Below are 21157 nucleotides of genomic sequence, written 5' to 3'. Positions count from 1 at the left end.
AGCTTTTATTTTTTAGTCATCTTATACTCAAAAAACCCCACGAATCCCTGTTAAAAAGGAATCCGTGGGGTTTTTAGTTAATCTTTTCTACATATGTTATTCACTTAAAAAGAAGAAGTAAGCAAGAAAAACGAAAAGCAGTACATACATAACGGGGTGTATCTCTTTACGGCGCCCGCTTAACAGCATGGTAATAGGATAAAAAGATAAAGCCGAATGCAATCCCTGTTGCAATGCTGTACGTAAGCGGCATGGCAACAATCGTTAGAAAAGCAGGTACGGCAATTTCAAGCTTATCCCACTCAATGAAACGAAGGGACGAAGCCATCAGCACACCAACCATAATTAAGGCAGCGGCGGTTACCTCTTCTGTTACTACAGCTAAAAGAGGAGAAAAGAACAGAGCGGTTAAGAAGCATCCAGCTGTAACAACGGAAGTAAAACCCGAACGTCCACCGGCTGCGACGCCGGAAGAAGATTCAATGTAAGCTGTAGTCGTTGACGTACCCAGAATGGCTCCAATCGACGTAGCGGAAGAATCGGCCATAAGTGCCTTGCCGGCACGGGCAGCTTGTTATCTTTAATGAAACCTGCCTGGTTGGCAACAGCATACAGAGTTCCGGCCGTGTCGAAAAAATCGACAAACAAAAAGTTAAAATAACGATAATCAATTGAACAATAACGGCGGTTGTCCAATCAAGGCTTCCCAGTTCAGTGAAAGCCGCACCAAACGTAGGTGAAAGACTTGGAGCAGAAGAAACCACCGCTGAAGGGAGTGCAATAAGGCCGGTAACCATTCCTGCGATAGAGGTCAGAATCATTCCAAAGAAAATGCCTCCGTATACTTTAAGAACCATCAAAATAACGGTAATCACCAGACCGAAGCAGGCTAACAGGACTGTCGGTTCTGTAATAGAGCCAAGGCTTACTACTGTTGATTCATCTGCTACAACGATACCTGCATTTTGGAGGCCGATAAAAGCAATAAACAGACCAATACCAGCTCCAACAGCATATTTAAGCTGGGCAGGAATCGCATTAATAACTTTCTCCCTGATCCCAAACAGCGTAATGGCCATAAATACAATTCCGGACATAAATACCCCGAATAGAGCAATCTGCCAGTCAATGCCTAGGCCAAGAACAACAGTGTAGGAGAAAAAAGCGTTCAGCCCCATGCCGGGAGCAAGAGCAATTGGATATTTGGCGAGTATCCCCATAATAAGGGTACCAAGAGCTGCAGCCAAAGCGGTGGCTGTGAAAACAGCACCTTCATCCATTCCTGCATCACTGAGAATCATTGGATTAACAAACAAGATATAAGCCATGGACAGGAATGTAGTAACGCCGGCAATACTTTCTTTCCGGTAAGTCGTATGTAGTGCATCAAAAGAAAAATAATTCTTCACGTATGTTCCTCTCCTTCTTGGGCCATCAAATATCAGCTGCCCCGGTAGGTTTGGTACCCCCATGGAGAAATGAGCAGCGGGATATGATAATGTTCATTCGGTGCAGAAATGCCAAATCTTACGCTGACGTGCTGAAGAAAGCGGGGTTCTTCAGACGGACTTTGTTCTATTGAAGCAAAATAATCACCGGTAAAAAACAGCATTTCGTATTCTCCAGCCTTCAGTTCATTAGATGAGAGCAGCGGGGCGTCAAGGCGGCCGTCTGCGTTGGTCCGCGCATCATGGAGAAACGTGCGGGTGCCCTCAGCATCAATAGAAAAAAGCTGAACTTGAACAGAAGCTGCCGGGCGGCCGTGGGCGATATCAAGTATATGGGTAGTAAGCGCCATAGTAAGAATCTCCTTTCTGCATACTAAAGCGGAATTTATGAAGAAGGTCGACTTTCTTTTTCTTCATTCAGAAGCGACTCCAGACGGAAGTTGGCAATTTTATAAATTTCCTCCAGCGCCCGGTCTCTCTCTTCCTCTTTTGTCAGCTCGACACGTTCTGACAGGGAATGATAAATATCCCGCTTGGTTTTATTTTTAACGGCGTAGATAAACGGAAACTCAAACCGTTCCATATAGAGGGTGTTTAATTCATTAAAACGATGCTGCTCTTCCTCGGTTAAGCTCTGCAGGCCGGCTCCTTCCTGTTCTGAGACGGAGGCCGTGCTCATTGGTTTGGATGTTCCGAGCACCGGATGAGCGCAGATAAGGTTCGTCTGCTCCTCTGATGAAGCTTTTCTAACCTGCTGGACCATGGCGCTGTGAAGGTCGTTCCGGCTGAAAAAAGGACGATGGGCAGAAGCTTTTTCAGCCACCCAGGGCGAGTGTTCATAGACATCTTTTAACGCATCGGTAAATTCGCTGTCTGTCATGTTGTTTAGTTCCTGAAGAGTATACATCATCTCTCTGCCTCCTTATGCAGTATGGCCTGCCGCCCCGGCTGCTTTGCTGGTGTAGTTTTATCGTAGTGGATATAGGCAGACAAGTCATTGGTTTATTTGACTGAATAATGTAAAAATAATGCGCTGTTTCTCTAAATATAACGATAAAAATGTAGATAATCTTCCATTCAATCAACCATGGAAAGAGATGCTCTAATACGAAGAGCAAGGCGCAGTCTCAGCGTAATTTCCGGGTCTTTCAGGCTTTTGCCGATCAGCTCTTCGCACTTTTCGAGCCGGTAAATAACGGTATTCCGGTGGACATAGAGCCGCTTGGCCGTTTCTGAAATATGGCAGTGGGTCTCTAAATATACAGCCAGTGTGTAAAGAAGAGTAGGATCATCATTGCCTGCCTGTCCGAGCTGCTGCATGGTGTGTATATAAAATTCCTTTAAGTCTTCAACTGGAATAACGCGGAGCAGTTCTGCTACATCTTTTGTCTGGTAAGCCTGCACGGATTCGAGTACGCCGGAGAGCTGGCCGGTCTGCAGGGCATCCCGTGCTTCGCGGAAAGCCGTATCGACATCAAGAAACTGGTGGGTAATATTGCTGATACCAAACGAAATGGTACGCTGGAAATAGCTTTTTGTTTCCGCTTGAAGAGACTTGAGAACACTCGTAATAGCGGACACTGCTTCACCGGTATGTTCATCGGCCTGAAGCAGAATAATGAGCATTTCTCCTTTTATAAATAGGTGGGGAGGAAAAGGAAATCCGGAGAGCTCTCCCTGAATAAAATCGAAGACCGCGCTTGTTTCGAGCTGAGACTGGGTAAAGCTTTTCCATTTTTCCTGCCGATCGACTTTTCCTACAACACAGATATATTTTTCTTCATTGGGCAGGTTAAATTCTTTAGCCCGGTTAATAATTTCCTCCTTTGTTGTAAAGGCGCCTTCTAAGTAATTGATAAAAAATTCATTTCTAGCCTTCTGCTGATGCTGCTTCAGAGCATTTTCCTTCAACCGTTCAAAAGCAATAACGTTGGCTGCCTGTTCCATAGTGAGGACAAGCTCGCTGCTGAAGCTGTCTGTCTTTCCGGCCACGGCAAGATAGCTGCACGTTGATTCATGAGTATAGATAGGAAACAGCGTAATTTGTGTATAAGGAGAAGCGAGAAGGGAAAAAGTCGTGTGGGTCGTATTCTCCAGAAAAAAAAGATAATTCCTTTTGTATAATGTGGTAAAAGAATCAATCACATCCGGCATCGGCTCGGAGGAAGCAATAAGTCTGGCGTGATGGTCGAGCATAAACACAGGCTGGTTTACAGTAGCGGCTACGCTTACGATGAGACTCTGCAGGTCCTTACCGCTTATAATATGGAGGGTAAATGTCTGATGAGCGGATATGGCTTTTTGCAGCTCGCTGGTCCGTGTGTCGAGCATGCTGCTGAGAAGATGGGCTGCAATAGTGCTCAGGCTGATGTGAGCAGGCAGATCAATAATCGGAAAGTCCAGTTCATCGGCGAGTGCTGCAGCTTCCTCGGGCACTTCATGAAGAAAACGTTTTGTCTTAATGCCGATTCCGGCGCAGCCTTTGTCGCTCATATGCTGAATAAGGTCGGTAAGCATCGCAGGGTTATCTTTAAAATGATAGGCAGTCGTTACAAGGAGGTCATGCTCATTTAAATAGTCTCCAATATCGGGGGCATCCATCATGCTGACATTGGTAATGTGACGGTCCTGGCCGTTTCGGCCGGCAAGAATGGAGGCTTCTTTAAGCAGCGGAGTCTGGAATAGGTGTTCTACTTTCACGCTGTATCGTCCTTTCTATTTCTTTGTATACAGATTTAGTTACTATATCCAATAGCAGGGATAGAAATTGCCGGAAATGCTAATGATTAATTGTCATAATACCAGTAAAATGAAAGCCATATACAATCATTGTGAAGAAAGCTGACATAAAAACACAAGAGGAGAGATATTTAATGGACAATTATGATGTGATCGTCCGTCAGGGTCAGATCGTGCTCAAGGATACGGTTGTGACCGGGGATATTGCAATAAAGAATGGGCTCATTGAAAAAGTACATTCCTCTATTAAAGAGAAGGCAGTGTCTGAGGTAGATGCACAGGGACTTCACGTCTTTCCAGGAGGAATTGACGTGCACGCGCACTTCAGTGAGCCCGGCCGTGAGCATTGGGAAGGCTTTGAAACAGGAGCAGCAATGATGGCAGCCGGCGGAATAACTACATATTTTGACATGCCGTTAAACGGGATTCCTTCGACTATTACCGTAGAGGCGCTGGAGGAAAAAGCGGCACGAGGCAGACAAAAATCTGCGGTCGATTTTGGCTTGTGGGGCGGACTGGTTCCGGGTAATGAAAATGAACTCGAAGCGTTGGCCAAGGCTGGTGTAATCGGATTTAAAGCGTTTATGTCACCTACCGGAAATAAAGAATTTGAACGCTCCAATGATGCGGTTCTGTTTGAAGGCATGCAGAAGATTGCTCCGACCGGCAGGCTGCTGGCGCTGCATTCGGAAAGTGCTGCGATTGTAAATGGTTTGGAGAAGCAGTACAAAGGGCAGACAGACGCCGCTTCTTTTACCGGAAGCCGCCCGGAAGAAGCAGAAATAGAAGCGGTAAACCGGGCCATTTCTTATGCAAAAGTAACAAATTGTCCGCTTCATTTTGTGCATATCAGCACAGCAGAGGCAGTAGAAAACATTCAGAAAGCGAAGCAGGAAGGGTTGGATGTCACTCTCGAAACCTGCCCTCATTATTTATTGTTTACAGAGGAGACACTAGCTGAAAAAGGAGCAGAAGCTAAATGCGCACCGCCGCTTCGTTCTAAAGCCCAGCAGCGGAAACTTATTCAGGCACTGCTTGATGGGAACATTGACATGATTTCCTCTGACCACTCCCCGTGTCCTGGTGATATGAAGGACACGAATGATATGTTTGCGGCGTGGGGCGGGATAAGCGGAGGGCAGTACACGTTTCTGGCTGTACTGGAACTGGCAGCGGCATACGATATTCCCCTTCCGCGGATTGCGGAGTGGCTGGCAGCCGCTCCTGCAGAACGCTTCGGTCTTGCCGGCAGTAAGGGAGAAATTAAAGAAGGAAACGATGCAGATCTTGTGCTCGTAGACATGAACAAACGATATACCGTTACAAAGGAAAATATGTATATGAAAAACAAACATAGTGCATATGAAGGAAGGACCTTCTCTGCTTCTATTGAACAGACTATTCTTAGAGGAAGAACGGTTTTTCCGATCCAGGAACAGCCGGAAGCAGAATCGGGAAAATGGATTAAGCTGCAATAACAATAGGAGGGACTACATGATCACGTTTGATGAACTATATCAGCCTTACCGAACGGCAAGACTTCCTGTATACGCAAAAAATGGAATGGTAGCTGCCTCCCAGCCTCAGGCTGCTGACTGCGGCCGGCAGATGCTTGAAAAGGGAGGTAATGCCGTAGATGCGGCTATTGCCGCCGCCGCTGCTCTCACTGTAGTGGAACCAACCTCCAACGGAATAGGGGGCGATGCTTTTGCGCTTGTCTGGATGAAGGAAAAGCTCTACGGATTAAACGCCAGCGGCCGTTCCCCGCGTGAGTTCACATTGGAAAAGCTGAAGGAAAAAGGGCTGACGGACATTCCGGATCATGGATTTATTCCAGTGACAGTGCCGGGGGCGCCAGGGGCATGGGCCGAGCTCTCTGAAGCCTTTGGAGTACTGCCGCTTGAAGAGGTGCTGGCTCCGGCAGTGAAGCTGGCTGAAGAAGGTTTTCCCGTCAGTGCCGCAGTAGCGAAGTACTGGAAGCGCGGGGTTAAATTATTTAATGATACGTTAAAAGGACCTGAATTTGAAGAGTGGTTCCGGGTTTTTACGAAAAACGGCCGAGCCCCGCAGGCAGGAGACTTATGGACCTTTCCTGATCATGCCAAAACCCTTCGTGATATTGCCGCTACGAAAGCAGCCTCTTTTTACGAAGGAGAGCTTGCCGAAAAAATAGGTGCCTTTTCAAAACAGCACGGAGGGTTCATTGCAGAAGAAGATTTGAACGCTTTTCAGGCAGACTGGGTCACTCCTATTTCTGTTTCTTATAAGGGTTATGATGTATGGGAAATTCCGCCGAACGGTCATGGCTTAAACACCCTTCTGGCACTGAATATTCTTGAAGAGATGGAGCTTTCGGAAAAAGAATCGCCGGAGACTTACCATGTACTGATGGAAGCGATGAAACTAGGCTATACAGACGGTCTGCACTATATTACAGATCCGAAAGATATGAATGTAACGGTAGAGGAACTGCTTTCGAAAACATACGCAGCTGAACGCAGAGAGGCAATCGGGGAAGAAGCGATGCTGCCAAAACCCGGGAAGCCGCAAAAAGGAGGAACGGTCTATTTAGCAGCTGCTGATAAAGAAGGAAATATGGTTTCCTATATTCAGAGTAACTATATGGACTTTGGTTCCGGGCTTGTCGTTCCGGGAACAGGGATTAATCTCCAGAATCGTGGACGTAACTTCAGTATGGATGAAAACGCAGTGAATGTGGCAGGACCGGCAAAACGCACCTATCACACCATTATTCCCGGCTTTTTAACAAAAGACGGACGCGCAGCAGGAGCCTTTGGCGTAATGGGGGGATTCATGCAGCCTCAGGGACATCTGCAGGTGCTGACGAGCACCATTGATTTCGGCCTTAATCCGCAGGCAGCATTGGATGCACCGAGGTGGCGGTGGTCGGAAAAGAAAACGATTGAAATCGAACCGTTGTTTCCTGATCATATTGCACAGGCGCTGGAACGAAAAGGACATCATATTCGAAAAGCAACGGACGAAACCGGCTTCGGGCGCGGCCAGATTATCTGGAAGGATCCGGACAGCGGAGTATATATAGGGGGAACAGAATCCCGTGCGGACGGTCACATATCCGTATATTAAAAAAGAGATTCCCGCTTTGGGAATCTCTTTTTTGCTGTTTTTAAATGCTGAGATACTCCTCGAGTTCTTCCTGAAGCAGTTCCGGTCCTTCGAACATAATCCGTCCGCGATCCATCACATAGAAGTAGTCGCCGACAGCACGGGCAAATTCGATATTTTGTTCAACAAGAATCATCGCCGTATCCGTGTTCTGTTTTAAGTCGACAATAACCTGCTGAATATCTTCTACAATATTAGGCTGAATGCCCTCCGCCGGCTCATCGAGCAGAAGAAGAGAAGGTTCAGCCGCAAGCGCACGGCCGATAGCAAGCTGCTGCTGCTGTCCTCCGCTTAGGTCGCCGCCTTTGCGGCCTTTCATTTCTTTGAGCACGGGGAAATAGCCGTAAATGGTTTCAAAGATGTTTGTCTTTTTATTCGGGTTTGCTTCGAGTCCGAGAAGCAGATTTTCCTCTACAGTCAGACTGGAAAAGATTTCACGACCCTGGGGGACGTAGCTCATTCCGGCACGGGCGCGTTTGGCGGGCACGGTTTTCGTAATATCTTTGTCATTAAATGTTAAACGGCCTTCCTGTACTTTAAGCACACCCATAATCGATTTAATAAGCGTAGATTTGCCAACACCGTTCCGTCCGAGAATACAGATAACCTGGTTTTTATCCGCCTGAATAGACACACCGCGGAGAACGGTGCTTTCATCATAAGCGGCATCAATATTTTCTACACTAAGCATGAGCGTCGGCTCCTTTGCTGCCGAGGTACACTTCGCGTACTTTATCATTTTTCTGGATCTGGTCCATTGTTCCTTCACTGAGAAGGGCGCCTTCATGCATGACCGTTACTTTTTCGGCATATTCCCGGACGAAATCCATGTCATGCTCTACAACAATAAGAGAGCAGTCCTGTTTGAGCTCGCGGAGGAGGCTTCCGGTTTTTTCTTCTTCTTCTTCAGTCATGCCGGCGATCGGTTCATCAAGCAGCAGAAGCTCCGGCTCCTGCATCATTACCATACCGATTTCAAGCCACTGCTTCTGGCCGTGGGACAAGCCCCCTGCAAGAATATCGCGTTTGCCGGCCAGGCCGATAATCTCCAGCTGGCGGTCGATTTTTTCTTTTTCCCTTTTTTTCATTTTCGCACGGAGCATGGAAAATACGCCTTTATCCTGTTTCATAGCGACTTCCAGATTCTCCTGCACGGTAAGGTGGGGGAAGATGGAAGGGGCCTGGAATTTTCGGCCGATTCCTTTTCTGGCAATCTCATATTCTTTTTTATCTTCAATTTCATAGTTCTTCTGAAAGGTGATAGTGCCATCGCTCATTTTTGTCAGTCCGCAGAGAACGTCAAGAAACGTTGTTTTTCCTGCTCCGTTTGGACCGATAAGAAAATGGATCTCTTTATCGGCCATTCCGAATGAAAAGCGGTTTAATGCGGTGAAATCACCAAATTTTACAAGAACGTCCTGGCATTTAAGAATGCTTGTCAGTGGCTGCTCCTGCCTGCTGTTCTGCTTTTTCATGATCAGATGACCTCCGTTTTCTTTTTAGTTTGTTTCCAATCGACATCAGGCCTCCCGGCAGGAAGACGATAACGACGATAAAGACAAGGCCGATAAAGTATGTCCACAGTTCCGGATACGTTTCACTGAAAAAGGTAGTTCCAGCATTCGCAAGTATAGCTCCGAATACAGGACCAAGCAGCGTGCCTCGTCCGCCTATTGCAACCCATAGGGCCATTTCGATCGATGGAATAATATCAATCATCGTCGGCGTAATGATGCGGATCTGAAGAACGAACAGCATACCGGCGAGTCCGGCAATACCGGCAGATAGAGTGAAAACAACCATTTTGTAATACGCTGTGTTGTAGCCGGAAAAGCGGAGGCGATTTTCCCCATCCCGTATGGCAATTAATACTTTACCAAACCGGCTGTTCACGAGTTTGAAGCAAAAGTAAAAGACGGCAGCTAAAATAACGAGCGTTAAAAAAAAGAAAACAGCTGTGTCTGGGGGCTGGATAAAGAAAATCCAAATATCGTGTATAAGTTGCTTAAGCCGTCCGAGCCGCCGGTATAGCGCTGCTGGCTCACAATAAGTGTAACGGTTACAAGCACAAGAGCCTGCGTGAGAATAGTGAAATATACCCCTTTTATCCGGTTTCGGAAGGTGAAGAAGCCGAGTAAAGAGGCAATAGCCATCGGTACGAGTATCCCTAAAAGAATTGCTGCGACAGGGTTGGAGAGCAGCTCCCATAAGAACGGCATCTCGGTCATTCCGCTCCACATCATAAAGTCAGGGAGGGCGCCGCCGGCAGATTCAATCGTGACGTAAACCGCCATAATGTAAGCACCGAGTCCAAAGAAGATACCGTGGCCAAGGCTTAATATACCGGTGTAGCCCCAGACAAGATCCAGGCCGATAACAAGTATCGCAAAGGCCAGGTAGCGGCCGAGCAGATTTGTATGAAAATCATTAAGTATAAATGGCAGTACTGCCAACAGGAGGAGCAGAACGGCAAAGATGCCCTGCTTGGTCCCGATCCATTTCGATAATCCCATGTCTTCCCTCCGTTCTTTTATTAATCAAGTTTGCGCGTCCTCAGGTTGAATAAACCATTTGGGCGCCACTGCAGAAATAAGATAATAATTACAAACAAGAGCACGCGTCCCATCGACGCATTCGTAAAGTATTCAAAACCGGTATTAAATACTCCGATTCCCAAAGCGGCAATGACGGTGCCAAGAAGCATTCCAACGCCTCCGACCACGACGACCATAAATGCATCGATAATATAAGCTGTACCAAGCGTCGGGCCGATCGGACCGATCAAAGTAAGAGCCATTCCGGCGATACCTGCAAATCCTGCACCAAGAGCGAACGTGGTGGAATCAACCTGGCGTGTGGAAATACCGACACTTGAAGCCATATCGCGGTTCTGCATAACGGCACGAATTCTTCTGCCGTTGGACGTTTTATAAAAATAATAAAACATAAACAATACACAGGCGGTGACGAGCAGGATAATGAAAATCCGTGATTTAGGAAAGCTGATTGAAAAGATTTCCACGGCCCCGGACAATAAAGCCGGGCTCTGCACGCCAACGTTGGGGGCGCCGAAAATGGAGCGGGCGGCCTGCTGGAGGATAAGGCCGGCACCGAAAGTTGCGAGCAGGCTGTCAAGCGGTCTGCCGTACAAGTGACGGATAACCGTCCATTCCAGAAGCCAGCCGACTAGAGCAGCTGTCAAAAACGCAGCGGGTACCGCTAAAACAAAGTACCAGTTAAACATAGATTCCGGCAGGTAATCGATGAACAGGCTCTGCACCACAAAGGTGGCGTAGGCACCAATCATAATCAGTTCACCATGTGCCATATTAATTACGTTCATTAATCCAAATGTAATGGCCAATCCAAGAGCGATCAGAAGCAGGATAGACCCGAGGCTGATGCCGTTGAACAGCTGAGAAATAATACCTTCCACAGTGAGTCCTCCTTTTATTCGTCGGTAAGCACGTCGCTTAAACCGTCGGCCCAATCATATTCTTCCAAATATGGATCCGGTACTACCGGGTCGCCGGAATTCCAGACTTCTTCAAATTGTCCGTCCGTCTGAACTTCACCAATTCGGACTGTCTTGCTTACGTGCTGGTTGTCCCCATTAATTTCGACCGGGCCGCCCGGTGCGTCATACGTAATACCGTCAGCAGCCTCCCGAACGGCATCTACGTCCGTAGTGCCGGCTTCTTCAACGGCTTTTGCCCAAAGATGGACCATGAAATAGCCGGCTTCTATTGGGTCGCCAGTTACACGGGATTCGCCATAGGTGTCTTTAAAGGCTTCTACAAATTCTTCATTTTCGGGTGTGTCCGTGCTCTGGTAATAATTCCAGCTGGCGTAATGGCCTTCAAGAACATCAGCGCCAATGCCCTGAATTTCCTCTTCTGCTACCGATACGCTCAGTACAGGAATATCATCTGACGTAATTCCGGCATCGTATAACTGTTTAAAGAAAGCAACATTGCTGTCTCCATTCAGCGTGTTAAAAATAACGTCGGGTTCTTCTTCCTTGATACGGGAAATAATGGTGTTGTAGTCCGTGTGACCAAGCGGCGTGTACTGTTCATTGATGATGGTCCCGCCGGCATCGTCGACCTGGGATATGACCGCCTGGTTGGCTATGCGTGGAAACACATAGTCCGAGCCGAGCAGGAAGATATCATCGCCTATTTTCCATCAGCCACTCGATCGCAGGAGTTATCTGCTGATTGGGAGCGGCGCCGCATAAATATGTTCGGAGAAGATTCCATTCCTTCATATTGAACCGGATAAAATAACAGGCCGTTGTTGTTTTCGACAACAGGCAGCATCGCCTTTCTGCTGGCCGAAGTCCATCCGCCGAATATAACAGGTACCTCATCCTGCTGAAGCAGCTTGGACGCTCGTTCTGCAAAAGTCGGCCAGTCGGATGCACCATCTTCTATAACCGGTACGAGCTCTTTTCCGAGAACACCGCCGGCTTCATTGATCTCTTCAATGGCGAGCAGCTCGGAATCGCGGACGGATGATTCACTCATCGCCATCGTGCCGCTTAATGAATGAAGGATGCCTACGGGAATCTGATCCTCCTCAACTTCCACTGCTTCTTCTTCAGGATCAGCCTCGCAGAGGTGCCGGCTTCACTGCTCGCAGTACTGTCTTCTACAGCGGCTTCGTCCTCTCCGGAACACCCGGCCGTTGTTAACAGAGCGGCAATGCCGAGAACAAGTGTTGCTTTTTGGAAAATATAACATTCTATGTAAACCCCTTAACATGTATGTTTGTAAAAGTAGCATATATACGAAGGGGTTTGGAGATCGTTGTTAGATTACATAACACGGAATTTACATGTGCACGTTGCACAAAGAGGACAAAATGTTGAACAGTTTCTCCTATACAAAGGATGTTAAATAATCTCACACACAGCTTGAAGTTCACATAAGATGATAGGTATAATATCGACGTATAAGAAAGTCTTATGATTCTGAAAATAGTCCAAGGACGTGAAAAAATGAAATTGACGCCAACTGAACAAGAGAAGCTGCTAATTTTCATGGCATCTGAACTCGCAAAGCAGCGCAGGGAAAAGGGACTGAAGCTTAATTATCCGGAAGCTATGGCTATCTTAAGCTCTTTTTTAATGGAAGGAGCGAGAGAAGGGAAGACAGTAGCCCAGCTGATGCAGGAGGGCAAACACGTACTTACTTCCGAAGAAGTGATGGAAGGTATTCCGGAAATGATCGACAATGTTCAAATTGAAGCAACATTTCCAGATGGAGTGAAGCTTGTAACCGTACATCAACCGATCCAATAAGAAGAGGAGGACGCTGTTATGATTCCTGGAGAATATAAATTGAAAGCAGAACCGGTCACGATTAATGAGAACCGGCGCACGGCATTAATCCGCGTAGCAAATCAAGGCGACCGTCCTATTCAAGTCGGGTCGCATTTTCATTTTTTTGAAGTGAACCGCAACCTGATATTTAACAGGGAACAGACTGTCGGCATGCGGCTTAATATATCTTCCGGCTCAGCCGTCCGGTTCGAACCGGGCGAGGAACATGAAGTAGAGCTTGTTGAAATCGGAGGCCGCCAGGAAGTCTACGGGTTAAATGGACTTACAAACGGTGCTGTAAATAACCCGGAACAGCTTACTGCAGATGCACAGAAAAAAGGATTTGGAGGCGAGCGGTAATGGACATTTCAAGAAAAAGCTATGCCGGTCTGTATGGTCCGACGACAGGGGATCAGGTCAGGCTGGCAGATACTGATCTTTGGATAGAAGTGGAAAAGGATCATACTATTTACGGCGAAGAAGCTAAATTCGGAGGAGGGAAGGTCCTTCGGGAAGGAATGGGCAGAGTTCCCGTGCTGTCCGTGATCAGGGGGTCGTGGATTTACTAATTACAAATGCACTGATTATCGACTATACCGGAATTTACAAAGCAGATATCGGCGTGAAAGACGGCAGAATTAAAGCCATTGGCAAAAGCGGAAACCCGGATATTATGGACGGCGTTCACCCGGAATTGACAGCAGGTGCTTCTACAGAAGTGATTGCCGCTGAAGGGATGATCGTTACAGCGGGAGGAATAGATGCCCACATTCACTTTATCAGCCCCCAACAGATTGATGTAGCTATCTCTTCTGGCGTTACGACCATGCTTGGCGGAGGAACCGGTCCTGCCACCGGCACCAAAGCGACAACCTGCACGCCTGGTGAATGGAATATTCACCGGATGCTGGAAGCGGCTGAAGGATTTCCAGTTAATCTCGGTTTTTTAGGCAAAGGAAATGGAGCGTCGAAAGAGCCTCTCGAAGAACAGGTGAGGGCCGGCGCGATAGGCCTGAAGCTTCATGAAGACTGGGGAACGACACCGGCCGCCATCGATGCAGCACTGCGCGTAGCCGATGACATGGATGTACAGGTAGCTATACATACAGATACGCTGAACGAAGCGGGATTTGTAGAAGATACGATTAATGCCATCGCAGGTCGCGTGATCCATACGTATCATACGGAAGGAGCGGGCGGCGGCCATGCCCCGGATATTATGAAAATTGCAGGCTATCCGAACGTGCTGCCTTCTTCGACTAATCCGACACGGCCGTTTACACATAATACAATAGATGAACACCTGGATATGCTGATGGTCTGCCATCACCTGGATCATAATTCCCCGGAGGATGTAGCCTTTGCTGACTCGCGGATTCGTCGGAAACGATTGCGGCAGAAGATATTCTCCACGATATGGGAGCGATGAGCATCATATCTTCTGATTCCCAGGCAATGGGACGGGTAGGGGAAGTCGTGATCCGAACATGGCAGACGGCAGACAAAATGAAAAAGCAGTTTGGTTTTATAGAAGAAGATAAAGCGCAGGAAAATGACAATGAGCGTGCAAAGCGTTATATAGCCAAATATACAATTAACCCGGCCGTAGCTCATGGTATCAGCCATGAAATAGGATCGGTGGAACCAGGGAAATGGGCGGATCTTGTATTATGGGATCCTGCTTTCTTTGGAGTTAAACCGGAAATTATTATCAAAGGCGGGCATATCGCCCACGCTCAGATGGGAGACCCGAATGCTTCTATTCCTACACCGCAGCCGGTGTTTCAACGGCCCATGTTCGCAAGCTTCGGCCGTGCACTTTATTCCTCCTGCCTGACGTTTGTTTCCAAGGCGGCCTATGATGATGGAATAGGAGAGAAGCTTAATCTGCAGAAGAACATCTCTTATGTAAAGCACTGCCGCACGATCGGCAAACAGGATATGAAAGCCAATGATAAGATGCCTAATATTGAAATTGATCCGGAAACCTATGAAGTGAAAGCCGATGGCGTCGTGCTCACGTGCGAGCCTTTAAAAGAAGTGGCGATGGCCCAGCGATATTTTTTATTTTAAAAAGAGGAGAGACCTGTTATGAAAATCACAAAGATGGCTGGACGATATGACGATAAAGACGCTTCCTCCAAAGAAGTGGACTGGCTGGAAGTAGAATGGGAAGAACTGGCCAAGCGTATTTTAAGAAAAGATACGGAGGCCGGACGCGATATCTCTATTTCCCTGGAGCCGGGGGAGCATCTGGAAACGGGGGCCTGCTGTATGACGAGAACCTGCAGATTGCTGTACGTACGACTTTAGAAGATGTATATGTCATTACGCCGGCTTCGATGACAGAAATGGGAAAGGTTGCTTTTGAACTGGGCAACCGCCATACGCCCTGTCTTGTAGAAGATGATCATATAACGGTAAGATACGACAGCACGCTGGAAACGATTTTTAAAGATACAGGGGTTGCCTATAAGCTGGAGCAGAGACGGATCGACCGTCCGTTCAAATATAAAGGGCACGCGCATGCACATTGATTTTCTGAAGCTGATGCAGCTTCATGACAGTGCGTTTCCGATTGGATCGTATACGCAGTCTTTTGGAATGGAAACTTATATTCAGGCAGACTGGATTACAAACGGCGAGGAACTTCTTGCGTTCTGTGAATCTTATTTGTTTGAAAATGTTGTATACGGTGATGCTATTATCGTTCAGGAAATAATGAACGGTACGGAAGAAACCCTTGCTCATGCCGGAGCGGTGGCCCATGCGGTGAAAATTGCGAGAGAAACAAAGAGGCAAGCCTGCGCATGGGCAGCCAGTTTCTGCAGACGGTGGAATCCATAGAAGGAGAGGCAGCAGCCGATGAACTCAAAAGAATGATGAAAGCTCATCAACTGAAGCGGCACTACAGTGTCGTTTACGCTCTGTATATGCTGCAGACAAATATTAAAACGAAGGAAGCCGTAACGGGCTTTTTGTACTCGACAACGACATCTCTTGTGCACAATGCCGTCCGGGCAGTTCCTCTTGGGCAGAAAAGCGGAATGCGGACGATTTCCGCGCTTCTTCCTTCTGTCATAAGGGCTGCTGCAATAGTAGAAGGCTTGTCAATTGCAGATGTCAGAAACCAGGCGGTTGGCATAGAGCTTGCTTCGATGGAACACGAACATATTAAAGTACGTTTATTCAGCTCATAATAAAGGAGAGGTTCAGAAATGAGTCCAGTACGTATTGGAGTGGCGGGTCCTGTGGGATCCGGCAAAACAGCTTTAATTGAACAACTGACAAGAAGAATGCATGAGGATTACTATATAGCTGTTATTACGAACGATATTTACACAAAAGAAGATGCCCAGTTTCTGGCGAAAAACGGTGTACTCCCGGAAGAGCGCATCCTAGGTGTGGAGACAGGCGGATGCCCGCATACAGCTATTCGGGAGGATGCTTCGATGAATTTCGCGGCTATTGATGAATTGAATGAATCGTTTCCCGGTCTGGATATTATTTTCGTTGAAAGCGGCGGCGATAATTTATCCGCAACGTTCAGTCCAGAGCTTGTAGATGGCTTTATTTATGTAACAGATGTAGCGGAAGGCCAGGATATTCCCCGTAAAGGAGGACCTGGCGTAGCGCGTTCGGATTTTCTTGTTATAAATAAAAAAGATCTGGCTCCTTATGTAGGGGTTGATCTTGAGATAATGGAACAGGACGCACGCAATGCCAGAGGCAAAAGGCCATTCGTCTTTGCAAACCAAAAAGATGGATCAGGGCTGGATGGAGTTATTTCCTGGATCCGTCATTCGCTGCTGCTCGAAGACGTCAAGCTGGATGCTGAAGTGAAAAGTGGGGCCTGAAACAAGCCTGGCTCTTCAAGGAGAGCTGGATCTTCGATTTTCACGTAAATCGGGACGCACAATTTTAAAGGATGCCTATCAGTCTCCGCCGCTTAAAGTAAGCCGGATGCTTTATCCGCACAACCAGGAGCGGGCGGTGGCCTACTTAGTAGAAACATCCGGCGGAATGGTCTCGGGTGATACGTATATCTACCGCATTTATTTGGAAGAAGGGGCAGAGGTGACGCTGATTCCCCAGTCAGCGGTAAAAGTATATCCGCAGACGAAAAGCAGGGATACACTTCAGGAATTCGTGGTGGATATAGAGAAGAAAGGCGTTCTCATATTGCAGCCGGACACTTTAATTCCATATAAAGATGCTTCTTTTACGAGTAGGACGACAGTACGAATGGACGGTGAAGCATCCATCATCTGGGGGGAAATACTAACCCCGGGACGGCGGGAGCGCCGGGAAGCCTGGCAGTATCAGAAGCTCGATACTTCTTTTTCATTATGGTTGGATGGGGAACTTAAATGCCTGGACCGCCTTCGGCTGGAGCCGGATGTGCGCCATCCTCACGAAATAGGCATATTAGATGGAAGCGACTACTATGCGTCGTTCTGGGCCGCAGGGTCTGTAGCTGAAGCGGTAGAGGCCGAAGCTTTTCAATCTCATCTGTCCATTCCGGAAGGCACGCGGGCGGCTGTAACAAAGCCGGAGGATAATGTTATTCATATGCGGATTCTTTCTTCAGATTTAATATCTCTGAAAAAGCTGTGGCAGCAGGCAGCTGGTTATTTTATATAATAATAAAGACCCATTTACTTTTACAGTAAATGGGTCTTTAATATGTATACAATTGACAATTCTTTCAAATAGAAAGCACGAGACAAAGAGAGAGGCTGTCCTATGGCATCGTATATGCATCGTCGTAAAATCAATATGACGCCGCCGCAGATATTGGCGTTAAGCTTTCTTACAGTTATAGCAGCTGGCACGCTGCTTTTACTGCTTCCGATATCCGCAGTTGAACCGGTACGTTTTACGGATGCTTTATTTACAGCTGTTTCCGCTACGACGGTAACTGGTCTGATTGTGCTGGATACAGGAACCGTGTATACCATATTTGGCCAGATCGTCATTATGATTTTAATAAAAATAGGCGGACTCGGGCTGTTAACAGTCGCGATGATGATTGTTATTCTACTTGGGAAAAAGATTGGGCTGAAGGAAAGGCTCCGCATCCAGCAGTCCTTTAATCAAACGTCTATCGGCGGTATTGTTAAACTGGTGAAAGTGCTGTTTATTTTTTCAGTCAGCATGGAAGCACTGGCTGCAGCCCTTCTGGCGATTGACTGGGTGCCTGAATACGGCTGGAGATATGGCTTATTTACGAGCTTGTTTCATTCCATCTCGGCATTTAACAATGCCGGGTTCTCTCTGTGGTCGGATGGACTTACCAAATACGTTGGGGATCCGCTCGTCAACGTTATTATTACCGGCCTGTTTATTACGGGAGGGATTGGATTTACCGTACTGTATGATGTAATAGAAAATAAACGGTTTAAATCGCTGCAGGTTCATTCCAAAATTATGATCGTCGGCACGCTGGTTATAAATGTGTCCGCTGCGATTATTATTTTTCTGCTGGAGTCAAATAATCCGGGAACAATGGCTTCTTTATCGCTCGGCGATAAACTATGGGCGTCCTATTTTCAGGCGGTGACGCCGAGAACGGCCGGATTTAATTCGGTGGATATTACACAGATAGAACCGGGAACTGCCCTATTGATGTCTTTCTTGATGTTTGTTGGAGGAGGGAGTGCCTCCACTGCCTCCGGTATTAAATTAACAACCTTTATCGTTATTATCTGGGCGGTCATCACTTTTTTTAAAGGGGAAGAGGAGCCGGTCCTGTTTAAGCGCTCGATTCCCCAGGCCGTTATTGCCCGTTCGTTTATTATTACGGTAACAAGTCTGATGCTTGTATTTGCTGCTTTGTTTTTATTAACTCTCACAGAACAGGCGCCGTTCCTGGTTATCGTATTCGAAGTGTTCTCCGCGTTTGGCACCGTCGGCCTTTCAATGGGGCTGACCTATGAGCTGACGGAGCCGGGTAAGTATATTCTGATGCTGCTGATGTTCTTCGGCCGAATCGGGCCGCTTACGATTGTTTTTGCTCTTGCCCGAACCGAAAAATCAAACGTCCGCTATCCGCGGGCGGATATTTATACCGGATAGAAAAATCTCCCACAAGAGTGGGAGATTTTTCTATTTTAACTGGCTGTTTTCTGTAAAAAATACTTTATAGCCCATCCGGGCAAATATAATGACAGTGAGCGCTACGGCTCCGGTAATACCGAGCAGGATCGCAATCTGGTATTCAATGGCGGTGACCGGGTCGGCGCCGGCTAAGATCTGGCCGGTCATCATGCCGGGAAGGAAAACGATACCCATTCCGACCATGGAATTAATCGTCGGAAGAATGGAAGAATCAAATGACTGATTCACTATTTCCCGGCTTGCTTCTTTCGGATCAGCTCCTAGCATAAGCGCGGCTTCCACCTGGTTCCGCTGATTTTTCATATTATCAAGAAGCGTCTGGACCCCAAGGGTTACACCGGTCATGGAATTACCGATAATCATCCCGGCAATGGGAATGGTGTAGCGCGGGTCGTACCAGGGGGAAAACTGGATCACAATAAAATTAAAGTAAATCAGACTGGTTAATGTTCCTACACTAATAGAGACTGCCACTGCTTTTTTCAGCTCTTTATTTAATGTGCCGCGTACTCTTTTATGAACATTATGAATAGCAAAAGCCGTCATGAACAACACGACACCAATAGTGAAAAGAGGGTGCGGGTTTTCAAATAAATACATGAGCACATAGCCTACGATAAGAAGCTGTATGGTCATGCGCAGGGTAGCAATAAGAATTTCTTTATCACGCGGTATTTTTCGAATGCGCACGATCACAAGCAGCAGAATAATAAACACGTAGGCTGCCAGAAGCTGATAAATAGTCAGACTGATCATACCGTCATCCATCGAGCGCACCTCCCTGCAGTGTATACTGGTTAAAGTCGATTAACGTGTCGGAAAATGCTTCACCGATAGGACGGGAATGGGTAACAAAGACGATCGTTTTCCGCTGTTCTCTGGCCCAGGTTACAAAGCGGTCCATCACTTCGTGCTCGAGGTTGTCATCGAGGGCGGAAGTCGGCTCATCAAGCAGAAGGACGGGGCTGTCCAGCACAGCGGCCCGGACGAGGGCAAGTCGCTGCTTTTCTCCTCCGGAAAGAGTTTCCGCTTCGGTTTCCAGCTCTTTTGATAAATAAAAATTCCTCATTATTTGTTTGATGTATTCATCGTCAGCCGGTGCTTTACCGGAAAACCGGCGGCCTGCGTTAACATTGTCGCGGATGGTTTCTCCAAATAAAACCGGGTTCTGGGGAAGCATTGCCACCTCGCGTCTGTGCGCAATGGGATCAAGCGAAGATAGAAGGTTGCCTTTATAGGAGATCTCCCCGCGGTCCGCTTCAATCATACGATTGAGCAGCATTAAGAATGTTGATTTACCGCTTCCGCTCTCTCCCACAATACAGGTGACAGTACCGCTCTTTATAGTAAGGCGGTCTATCCGCAGAATATCCTTATACTCTACATTAGTACATGTAAACATAAGCGGCTCCTTTCAGTTTTTTCTTTTTTTACATAGAACGAAAAAAGTATAAAGCAGGAACAGAAACGTGTCGAATAATCTGCACCACACGCAGAGCTTCCGGCAGGAAAAGCCTCTAAAAGGAGAAATGCTCTAAATGATAAGGCTTTCTCAGCGGAAGCGGGTGAAATTATCTTAGGAATATGCGTTTGGTTTTGGTATAATTAATGGCTGAGACTTATTACTTTGAAGCGTGAATTTGGAGGAGCAGAAATGCTTTTATATACAGAATGGCAGCATGTGTTTAAGTTAGATCCGGCTAAAGAAATATCGGACGAGAATCTGGAAAAGCTCTGTGAATCGGGTACGGATGCAGTTATCGTAGGTGGAACAGATGGTGTGACGCTTGATAATACGCTCGATCTGCTGGCTAGAATCCGCCGGTATTCGGTGGCGTGCGCCCTGGAAATATCAGAGATTGAAGCGGTGACGCCGGGATTTGATTACTACCTCATTCCGAGCGTATTGAATGCTGGAGACCCACAGTGGATTACCGGCGCTCATCAGGAAGCCCTCAAAGCAATTGGCCCTCTGATACAATGGGAAGAGATGATTATGGAAGGGTACTGTATCGCTAATCCTCATTCGAAAGCAGCCGTACGAACCGGTGTGAAGAACAGCCTGGAAGAAGAAGACATTCTGGCTTATGCGCAGCTTGCAGACAAGCTGTTCCGGATTCCTGTTTTTTATCTGGAGTACAGCGGAGTACTTGGACCGGTGGAAACCGTAAAGAAGACCGCTTCCGCATTGGACCAGGCCCGTTTTTTCTATGGGGGAGGCATCCGGACGAAAGAGGACGCCGCAGAAATGGCCGCATTTGCAGACACGATTGTCGTAGGCAATATTATTTATGAGAACATGAAAGCCGCTCTTTCCACAGTGAAAGCAGTCAAAAAATAAAACGATACCAGGGGCAGGTAAAAGAGACGGTATAAC

At 47.2% G+C, this 21157-nt stretch carries 22 protein-coding genes and 3 pseudogenes; 13 read left to right on the top strand and 12 right to left on the bottom strand.

Annotation, left to right across the window (positions count from 1 at the left end; genetic code table 11):
* Positions 1–96 precede the first annotated feature (96 nt).
* The 4 genes and pseudogenes from MMY81_RS18345 to MMY81_RS18330 form a co-directional block, all read right to left on the bottom strand.
* Positions 97–1409, bottom strand: a pseudogene (locus tag MMY81_RS18345) (NCS2 family permease).
* Positions 1410–1441: 32 nt separating this feature from the next.
* Positions 1442–1798 (bottom strand): hydroxyisourate hydrolase, encoded by a 357-nt coding sequence (gene uraH / locus MMY81_RS18340; RefSeq protein ID WP_252313992.1) that lies wholly within the window; start codon positions 1796–1798, stop codon positions 1442–1444.
* A gap of 35 nt (positions 1799–1833) precedes the next feature.
* A complete protein-coding gene (gene uraD / locus MMY81_RS18335; protein ID WP_252313991.1) occupies positions 1834–2358 on the bottom strand; it encodes a 2-oxo-4-hydroxy-4-carboxy-5-ureidoimidazoline decarboxylase in 525 nt (174 codons plus the stop codon).
* Between the two features lie 167 nt (positions 2359–2525).
* Positions 2526–4148: a PucR family transcriptional regulator gene (locus tag MMY81_RS18330; RefSeq protein ID WP_252313990.1), complete on the bottom strand. Its 1623-nt coding sequence runs from the start codon at positions 4146–4148 to the stop codon at positions 2526–2528.
* 173 nt (positions 4149–4321) lie between these two features.
* On the opposite strand from MMY81_RS18330, the gene MMY81_RS18325 reads away from it, so the two are divergent.
* Together MMY81_RS18325 and ggt are read left to right on the top strand one after the other, a co-directional pair.
* Positions 4322–5665, top strand: coding sequence for an allantoinase (locus MMY81_RS18325; RefSeq protein WP_252313989.1), 1344 nt, complete (start codon positions 4322–4324; stop codon positions 5663–5665).
* A gap of 16 nt (positions 5666–5681) precedes the next feature.
* A complete protein-coding gene (gene ggt, locus MMY81_RS18320) occupies positions 5682–7295 on the top strand; it encodes a gamma-glutamyltransferase (RefSeq protein ID WP_252313988.1) in 1614 nt (537 codons plus the stop codon).
* Between the two features lie 40 nt (positions 7296–7335).
* On the opposite strand, the gene urtE is transcribed toward ggt, so the two are convergent.
* The 6 genes and pseudogenes from urtE to urtA form a co-directional block, all read right to left on the bottom strand.
* Positions 7336–8025, bottom strand: coding sequence for an urea ABC transporter ATP-binding subunit UrtE (gene urtE / locus MMY81_RS18315; protein WP_252313987.1), 690 nt, complete (start codon positions 8023–8025; stop codon positions 7336–7338).
* Positions 8018–8809: an urea ABC transporter ATP-binding protein UrtD gene (gene urtD, locus MMY81_RS18310; RefSeq protein ID WP_252313986.1), complete on the bottom strand. Its 792-nt coding sequence runs from the start codon at positions 8807–8809 to the stop codon at positions 8018–8020. The genes urtE and urtD overlap by 8 nt, the downstream gene beginning before the upstream one ends.
* Positions 8760–9263 (bottom strand): ABC transporter permease subunit, encoded by a 504-nt coding sequence (locus tag MMY81_RS34260; RefSeq protein ID WP_374562294.1) that lies wholly within the window; start codon positions 9261–9263, stop codon positions 8760–8762. The genes urtD and MMY81_RS34260 overlap by 50 nt, the downstream gene beginning before the upstream one ends.
* 8 nt (positions 9264–9271) lie before the next feature.
* A complete protein-coding gene (locus MMY81_RS34255) occupies positions 9272–9847 on the bottom strand; it encodes an ABC transporter permease subunit (RefSeq protein ID WP_308215385.1) in 576 nt (191 codons plus the stop codon).
* Positions 9848–9867: 20 nt separating this feature from the next.
* Positions 9868–10770 (bottom strand): urea ABC transporter permease subunit UrtB, encoded by a 903-nt coding sequence (gene urtB, locus MMY81_RS18300; RefSeq protein ID WP_252313985.1) that lies wholly within the window; start codon positions 10768–10770, stop codon positions 9868–9870.
* A 14-nt stretch (positions 10771–10784) separates the two neighbouring features.
* Positions 10785–11911, bottom strand: a pseudogene (gene urtA / locus MMY81_RS18295) (urea ABC transporter substrate-binding protein); the annotation flags it as partial.
* A 425-nt stretch (positions 11912–12336) separates the two neighbouring features.
* On the opposite strand from urtA, the gene ureA reads away from it, so the two are divergent.
* The 10 genes and pseudogenes from ureA to MMY81_RS18250 all read left to right on the top strand — a co-directional run bounded on the left by ureA (position 12337) and on the right by MMY81_RS18250 (position 18738).
* A complete protein-coding gene (gene ureA / locus MMY81_RS18290; protein ID WP_252313984.1) occupies positions 12337–12639 on the top strand; it encodes an urease subunit gamma in 303 nt (100 codons plus the stop codon).
* 18 nt (positions 12640–12657) lie between these two features.
* A complete protein-coding gene (locus MMY81_RS18285; RefSeq protein ID WP_252313983.1) occupies positions 12658–13020 on the top strand; it encodes an urease subunit beta in 363 nt (120 codons plus the stop codon).
* Positions 13020–14733, top strand: a pseudogene (gene ureC / locus MMY81_RS18280) (urease subunit alpha). The gene MMY81_RS18285 and the pseudogene ureC overlap by 1 nt, the downstream one beginning before the upstream one ends.
* Before the next feature lie 18 nt (positions 14734–14751).
* Positions 14752–14973 carry an urease accessory protein UreE gene (locus MMY81_RS34250; protein WP_308215384.1) on the top strand — a complete coding sequence of 74 codons (222 nt, stop codon included), beginning with the start codon at positions 14752–14754 and terminating at the stop codon, positions 14971–14973.
* A gap of 29 nt (positions 14974–15002) precedes the next feature.
* Entirely contained in the window at positions 15003–15197 is a 195-nt protein-coding gene (locus MMY81_RS34245) for an urease accessory protein UreE (RefSeq protein WP_308215383.1), read from the top strand.
* The gene (locus MMY81_RS36330) at positions 15187–15507 is read left to right on the top strand and encodes an urease accessory UreF family protein (protein ID WP_252313982.1); all 321 of its coding nucleotides are present in this window, start codon (positions 15187–15189) and stop codon (positions 15505–15507) included. The genes MMY81_RS34245 and MMY81_RS36330 overlap by 11 nt, the downstream gene beginning before the upstream one ends.
* The gene (locus MMY81_RS36325; protein ID WP_252313981.1) at positions 15471–15860 is read left to right on the top strand and encodes an urease accessory protein UreF; all 390 of its coding nucleotides are present in this window, start codon (positions 15471–15473) and stop codon (positions 15858–15860) included. Before MMY81_RS36330 ends, MMY81_RS36325 begins: the two co-directional genes overlap by 37 nt.
* 18 nt (positions 15861–15878) lie before the next feature.
* On the top strand, positions 15879–16517 hold the full coding sequence (gene ureG / locus MMY81_RS18260) for an urease accessory protein UreG (RefSeq protein ID WP_252313980.1): 639 nt from the start codon (positions 15879–15881) through the stop codon (positions 16515–16517).
* Positions 16507–17304: an urease accessory protein UreD gene (locus tag MMY81_RS18255; RefSeq protein ID WP_252313979.1), complete on the top strand. Its 798-nt coding sequence runs from the start codon at positions 16507–16509 to the stop codon at positions 17302–17304. The genes ureG and MMY81_RS18255 overlap by 11 nt, the downstream gene beginning before the upstream one ends.
* Positions 17305–17406: 102 nt before the next feature.
* Complete coding sequence (locus MMY81_RS18250; RefSeq protein WP_252313978.1) at positions 17407–18738, top strand: TrkH family potassium uptake protein; 1332 nt, start codon at positions 17407–17409, stop codon at positions 18736–18738.
* A 30-nt stretch (positions 18739–18768) separates the two neighbouring features.
* On the opposite strand, the gene MMY81_RS18245 is transcribed toward MMY81_RS18250, so the two are convergent.
* Both MMY81_RS18245 and MMY81_RS18240 read right to left on the bottom strand, forming a co-directional pair.
* On the bottom strand, positions 18769–19548 hold the full coding sequence (locus tag MMY81_RS18245) for an ABC transporter permease (RefSeq protein WP_252313977.1): 780 nt from the start codon (positions 19546–19548) through the stop codon (positions 18769–18771).
* Positions 19541–20182 carry an ABC transporter ATP-binding protein gene (locus MMY81_RS18240; protein ID WP_252313976.1) on the bottom strand — a complete coding sequence of 214 codons (642 nt, stop codon included), beginning with the start codon at positions 20180–20182 and terminating at the stop codon, positions 19541–19543. The genes MMY81_RS18245 and MMY81_RS18240 overlap by 8 nt, the downstream gene beginning before the upstream one ends.
* 252 nt (positions 20183–20434) lie before the next feature.
* Here MMY81_RS18240 and pcrB point away from each other — a divergent pair, with 252 nt between their 5' ends.
* Positions 20435–21121 carry a heptaprenylglyceryl phosphate synthase gene (gene pcrB, locus MMY81_RS18235; protein WP_252313975.1) on the top strand — a complete coding sequence of 229 codons (687 nt, stop codon included), beginning with the start codon at positions 20435–20437 and terminating at the stop codon, positions 21119–21121.
* Positions 21122–21157: the final 36 nt, after the last annotated feature.

The sequence above is a fragment of the Sinobaca sp. H24 genome (assembly GCF_023845525.1).
The sequence above is the reverse complement of the archived record's forward strand: the minus strand, read 5'-3'. Positions and strand labels throughout refer to the sequence as shown.

What these genes read in the sequence shown, in the direction of transcription:
- uraH (WP_252313992.1), bottom strand. Translation starts at nt 1,798, where the DNA reads ATGGCGCTTACTACCCATATACTTGATATCGCCCACGGCCGCCCGGCA.
- uraD (WP_252313991.1), bottom strand. Translation starts at nt 2,358, where the DNA reads ATGATGTATACTCTTCAGGAACTAAACAACATGACAGACAGCGAATTT.
- MMY81_RS18325 (WP_252313989.1), top strand. Translation starts at nt 4,322, where the DNA reads ATGGACAATTATGATGTGATCGTCCGTCAGGGTCAGATCGTGCTCAAG.
- ggt (WP_252313988.1), top strand. Translation starts at nt 5,682, where the DNA reads ATGATCACGTTTGATGAACTATATCAGCCTTACCGAACGGCAAGACTT.
- urtE (WP_252313987.1), bottom strand. Translation starts at nt 8,025, where the DNA reads ATGCTTAGTGTAGAAAATATTGATGCCGCTTATGATGAAAGCACCGTT.
- urtD (WP_252313986.1), bottom strand. Translation starts at nt 8,809, where the DNA reads ATGAAAAAGCAGAACAGCAGGCAGGAGCAGCCACTGACAAGCATTCTT.
- MMY81_RS34255 (WP_308215385.1), bottom strand. Translation starts at nt 9,847, where the DNA reads ATGGGATTATCGAAATGGATCGGGACCAAGCAGGGCATCTTTGCCGTT.
- ureA (WP_252313984.1), top strand. Translation starts at nt 12,337, where the DNA reads ATGAAATTGACGCCAACTGAACAAGAGAAGCTGCTAATTTTCATGGCA.
- MMY81_RS18285 (WP_252313983.1), top strand. Translation starts at nt 12,658, where the DNA reads ATGATTCCTGGAGAATATAAATTGAAAGCAGAACCGGTCACGATTAAT.
- MMY81_RS34250 (WP_308215384.1), top strand. Translation starts at nt 14,752, where the DNA reads ATGAAAATCACAAAGATGGCTGGACGATATGACGATAAAGACGCTTCC.
- MMY81_RS34245 (WP_308215383.1), top strand. Translation starts at nt 15,003, where the DNA reads ATGACAGAAATGGGAAAGGTTGCTTTTGAACTGGGCAACCGCCATACG.
- MMY81_RS36330 (WP_252313982.1), top strand. Translation starts at nt 15,187, where the DNA reads ATGCACATTGATTTTCTGAAGCTGATGCAGCTTCATGACAGTGCGTTT.
- MMY81_RS36325 (WP_252313981.1), top strand. Translation starts at nt 15,471, where the DNA reads ATGGGCAGCCAGTTTCTGCAGACGGTGGAATCCATAGAAGGAGAGGCA.
- ureG (WP_252313980.1), top strand. Translation starts at nt 15,879, where the DNA reads ATGAGTCCAGTACGTATTGGAGTGGCGGGTCCTGTGGGATCCGGCAAA.
- MMY81_RS18250 (WP_252313978.1), top strand. Translation starts at nt 17,407, where the DNA reads ATGGCATCGTATATGCATCGTCGTAAAATCAATATGACGCCGCCGCAG.
- MMY81_RS18245 (WP_252313977.1), bottom strand. Translation starts at nt 19,548, where the DNA reads ATGGATGACGGTATGATCAGTCTGACTATTTATCAGCTTCTGGCAGCC.
- MMY81_RS18240 (WP_252313976.1), bottom strand. Translation starts at nt 20,182, where the DNA reads ATGTTTACATGTACTAATGTAGAGTATAAGGATATTCTGCGGATAGAC.
- pcrB (WP_252313975.1), top strand. Translation starts at nt 20,435, where the DNA reads ATGCTTTTATATACAGAATGGCAGCATGTGTTTAAGTTAGATCCGGCT.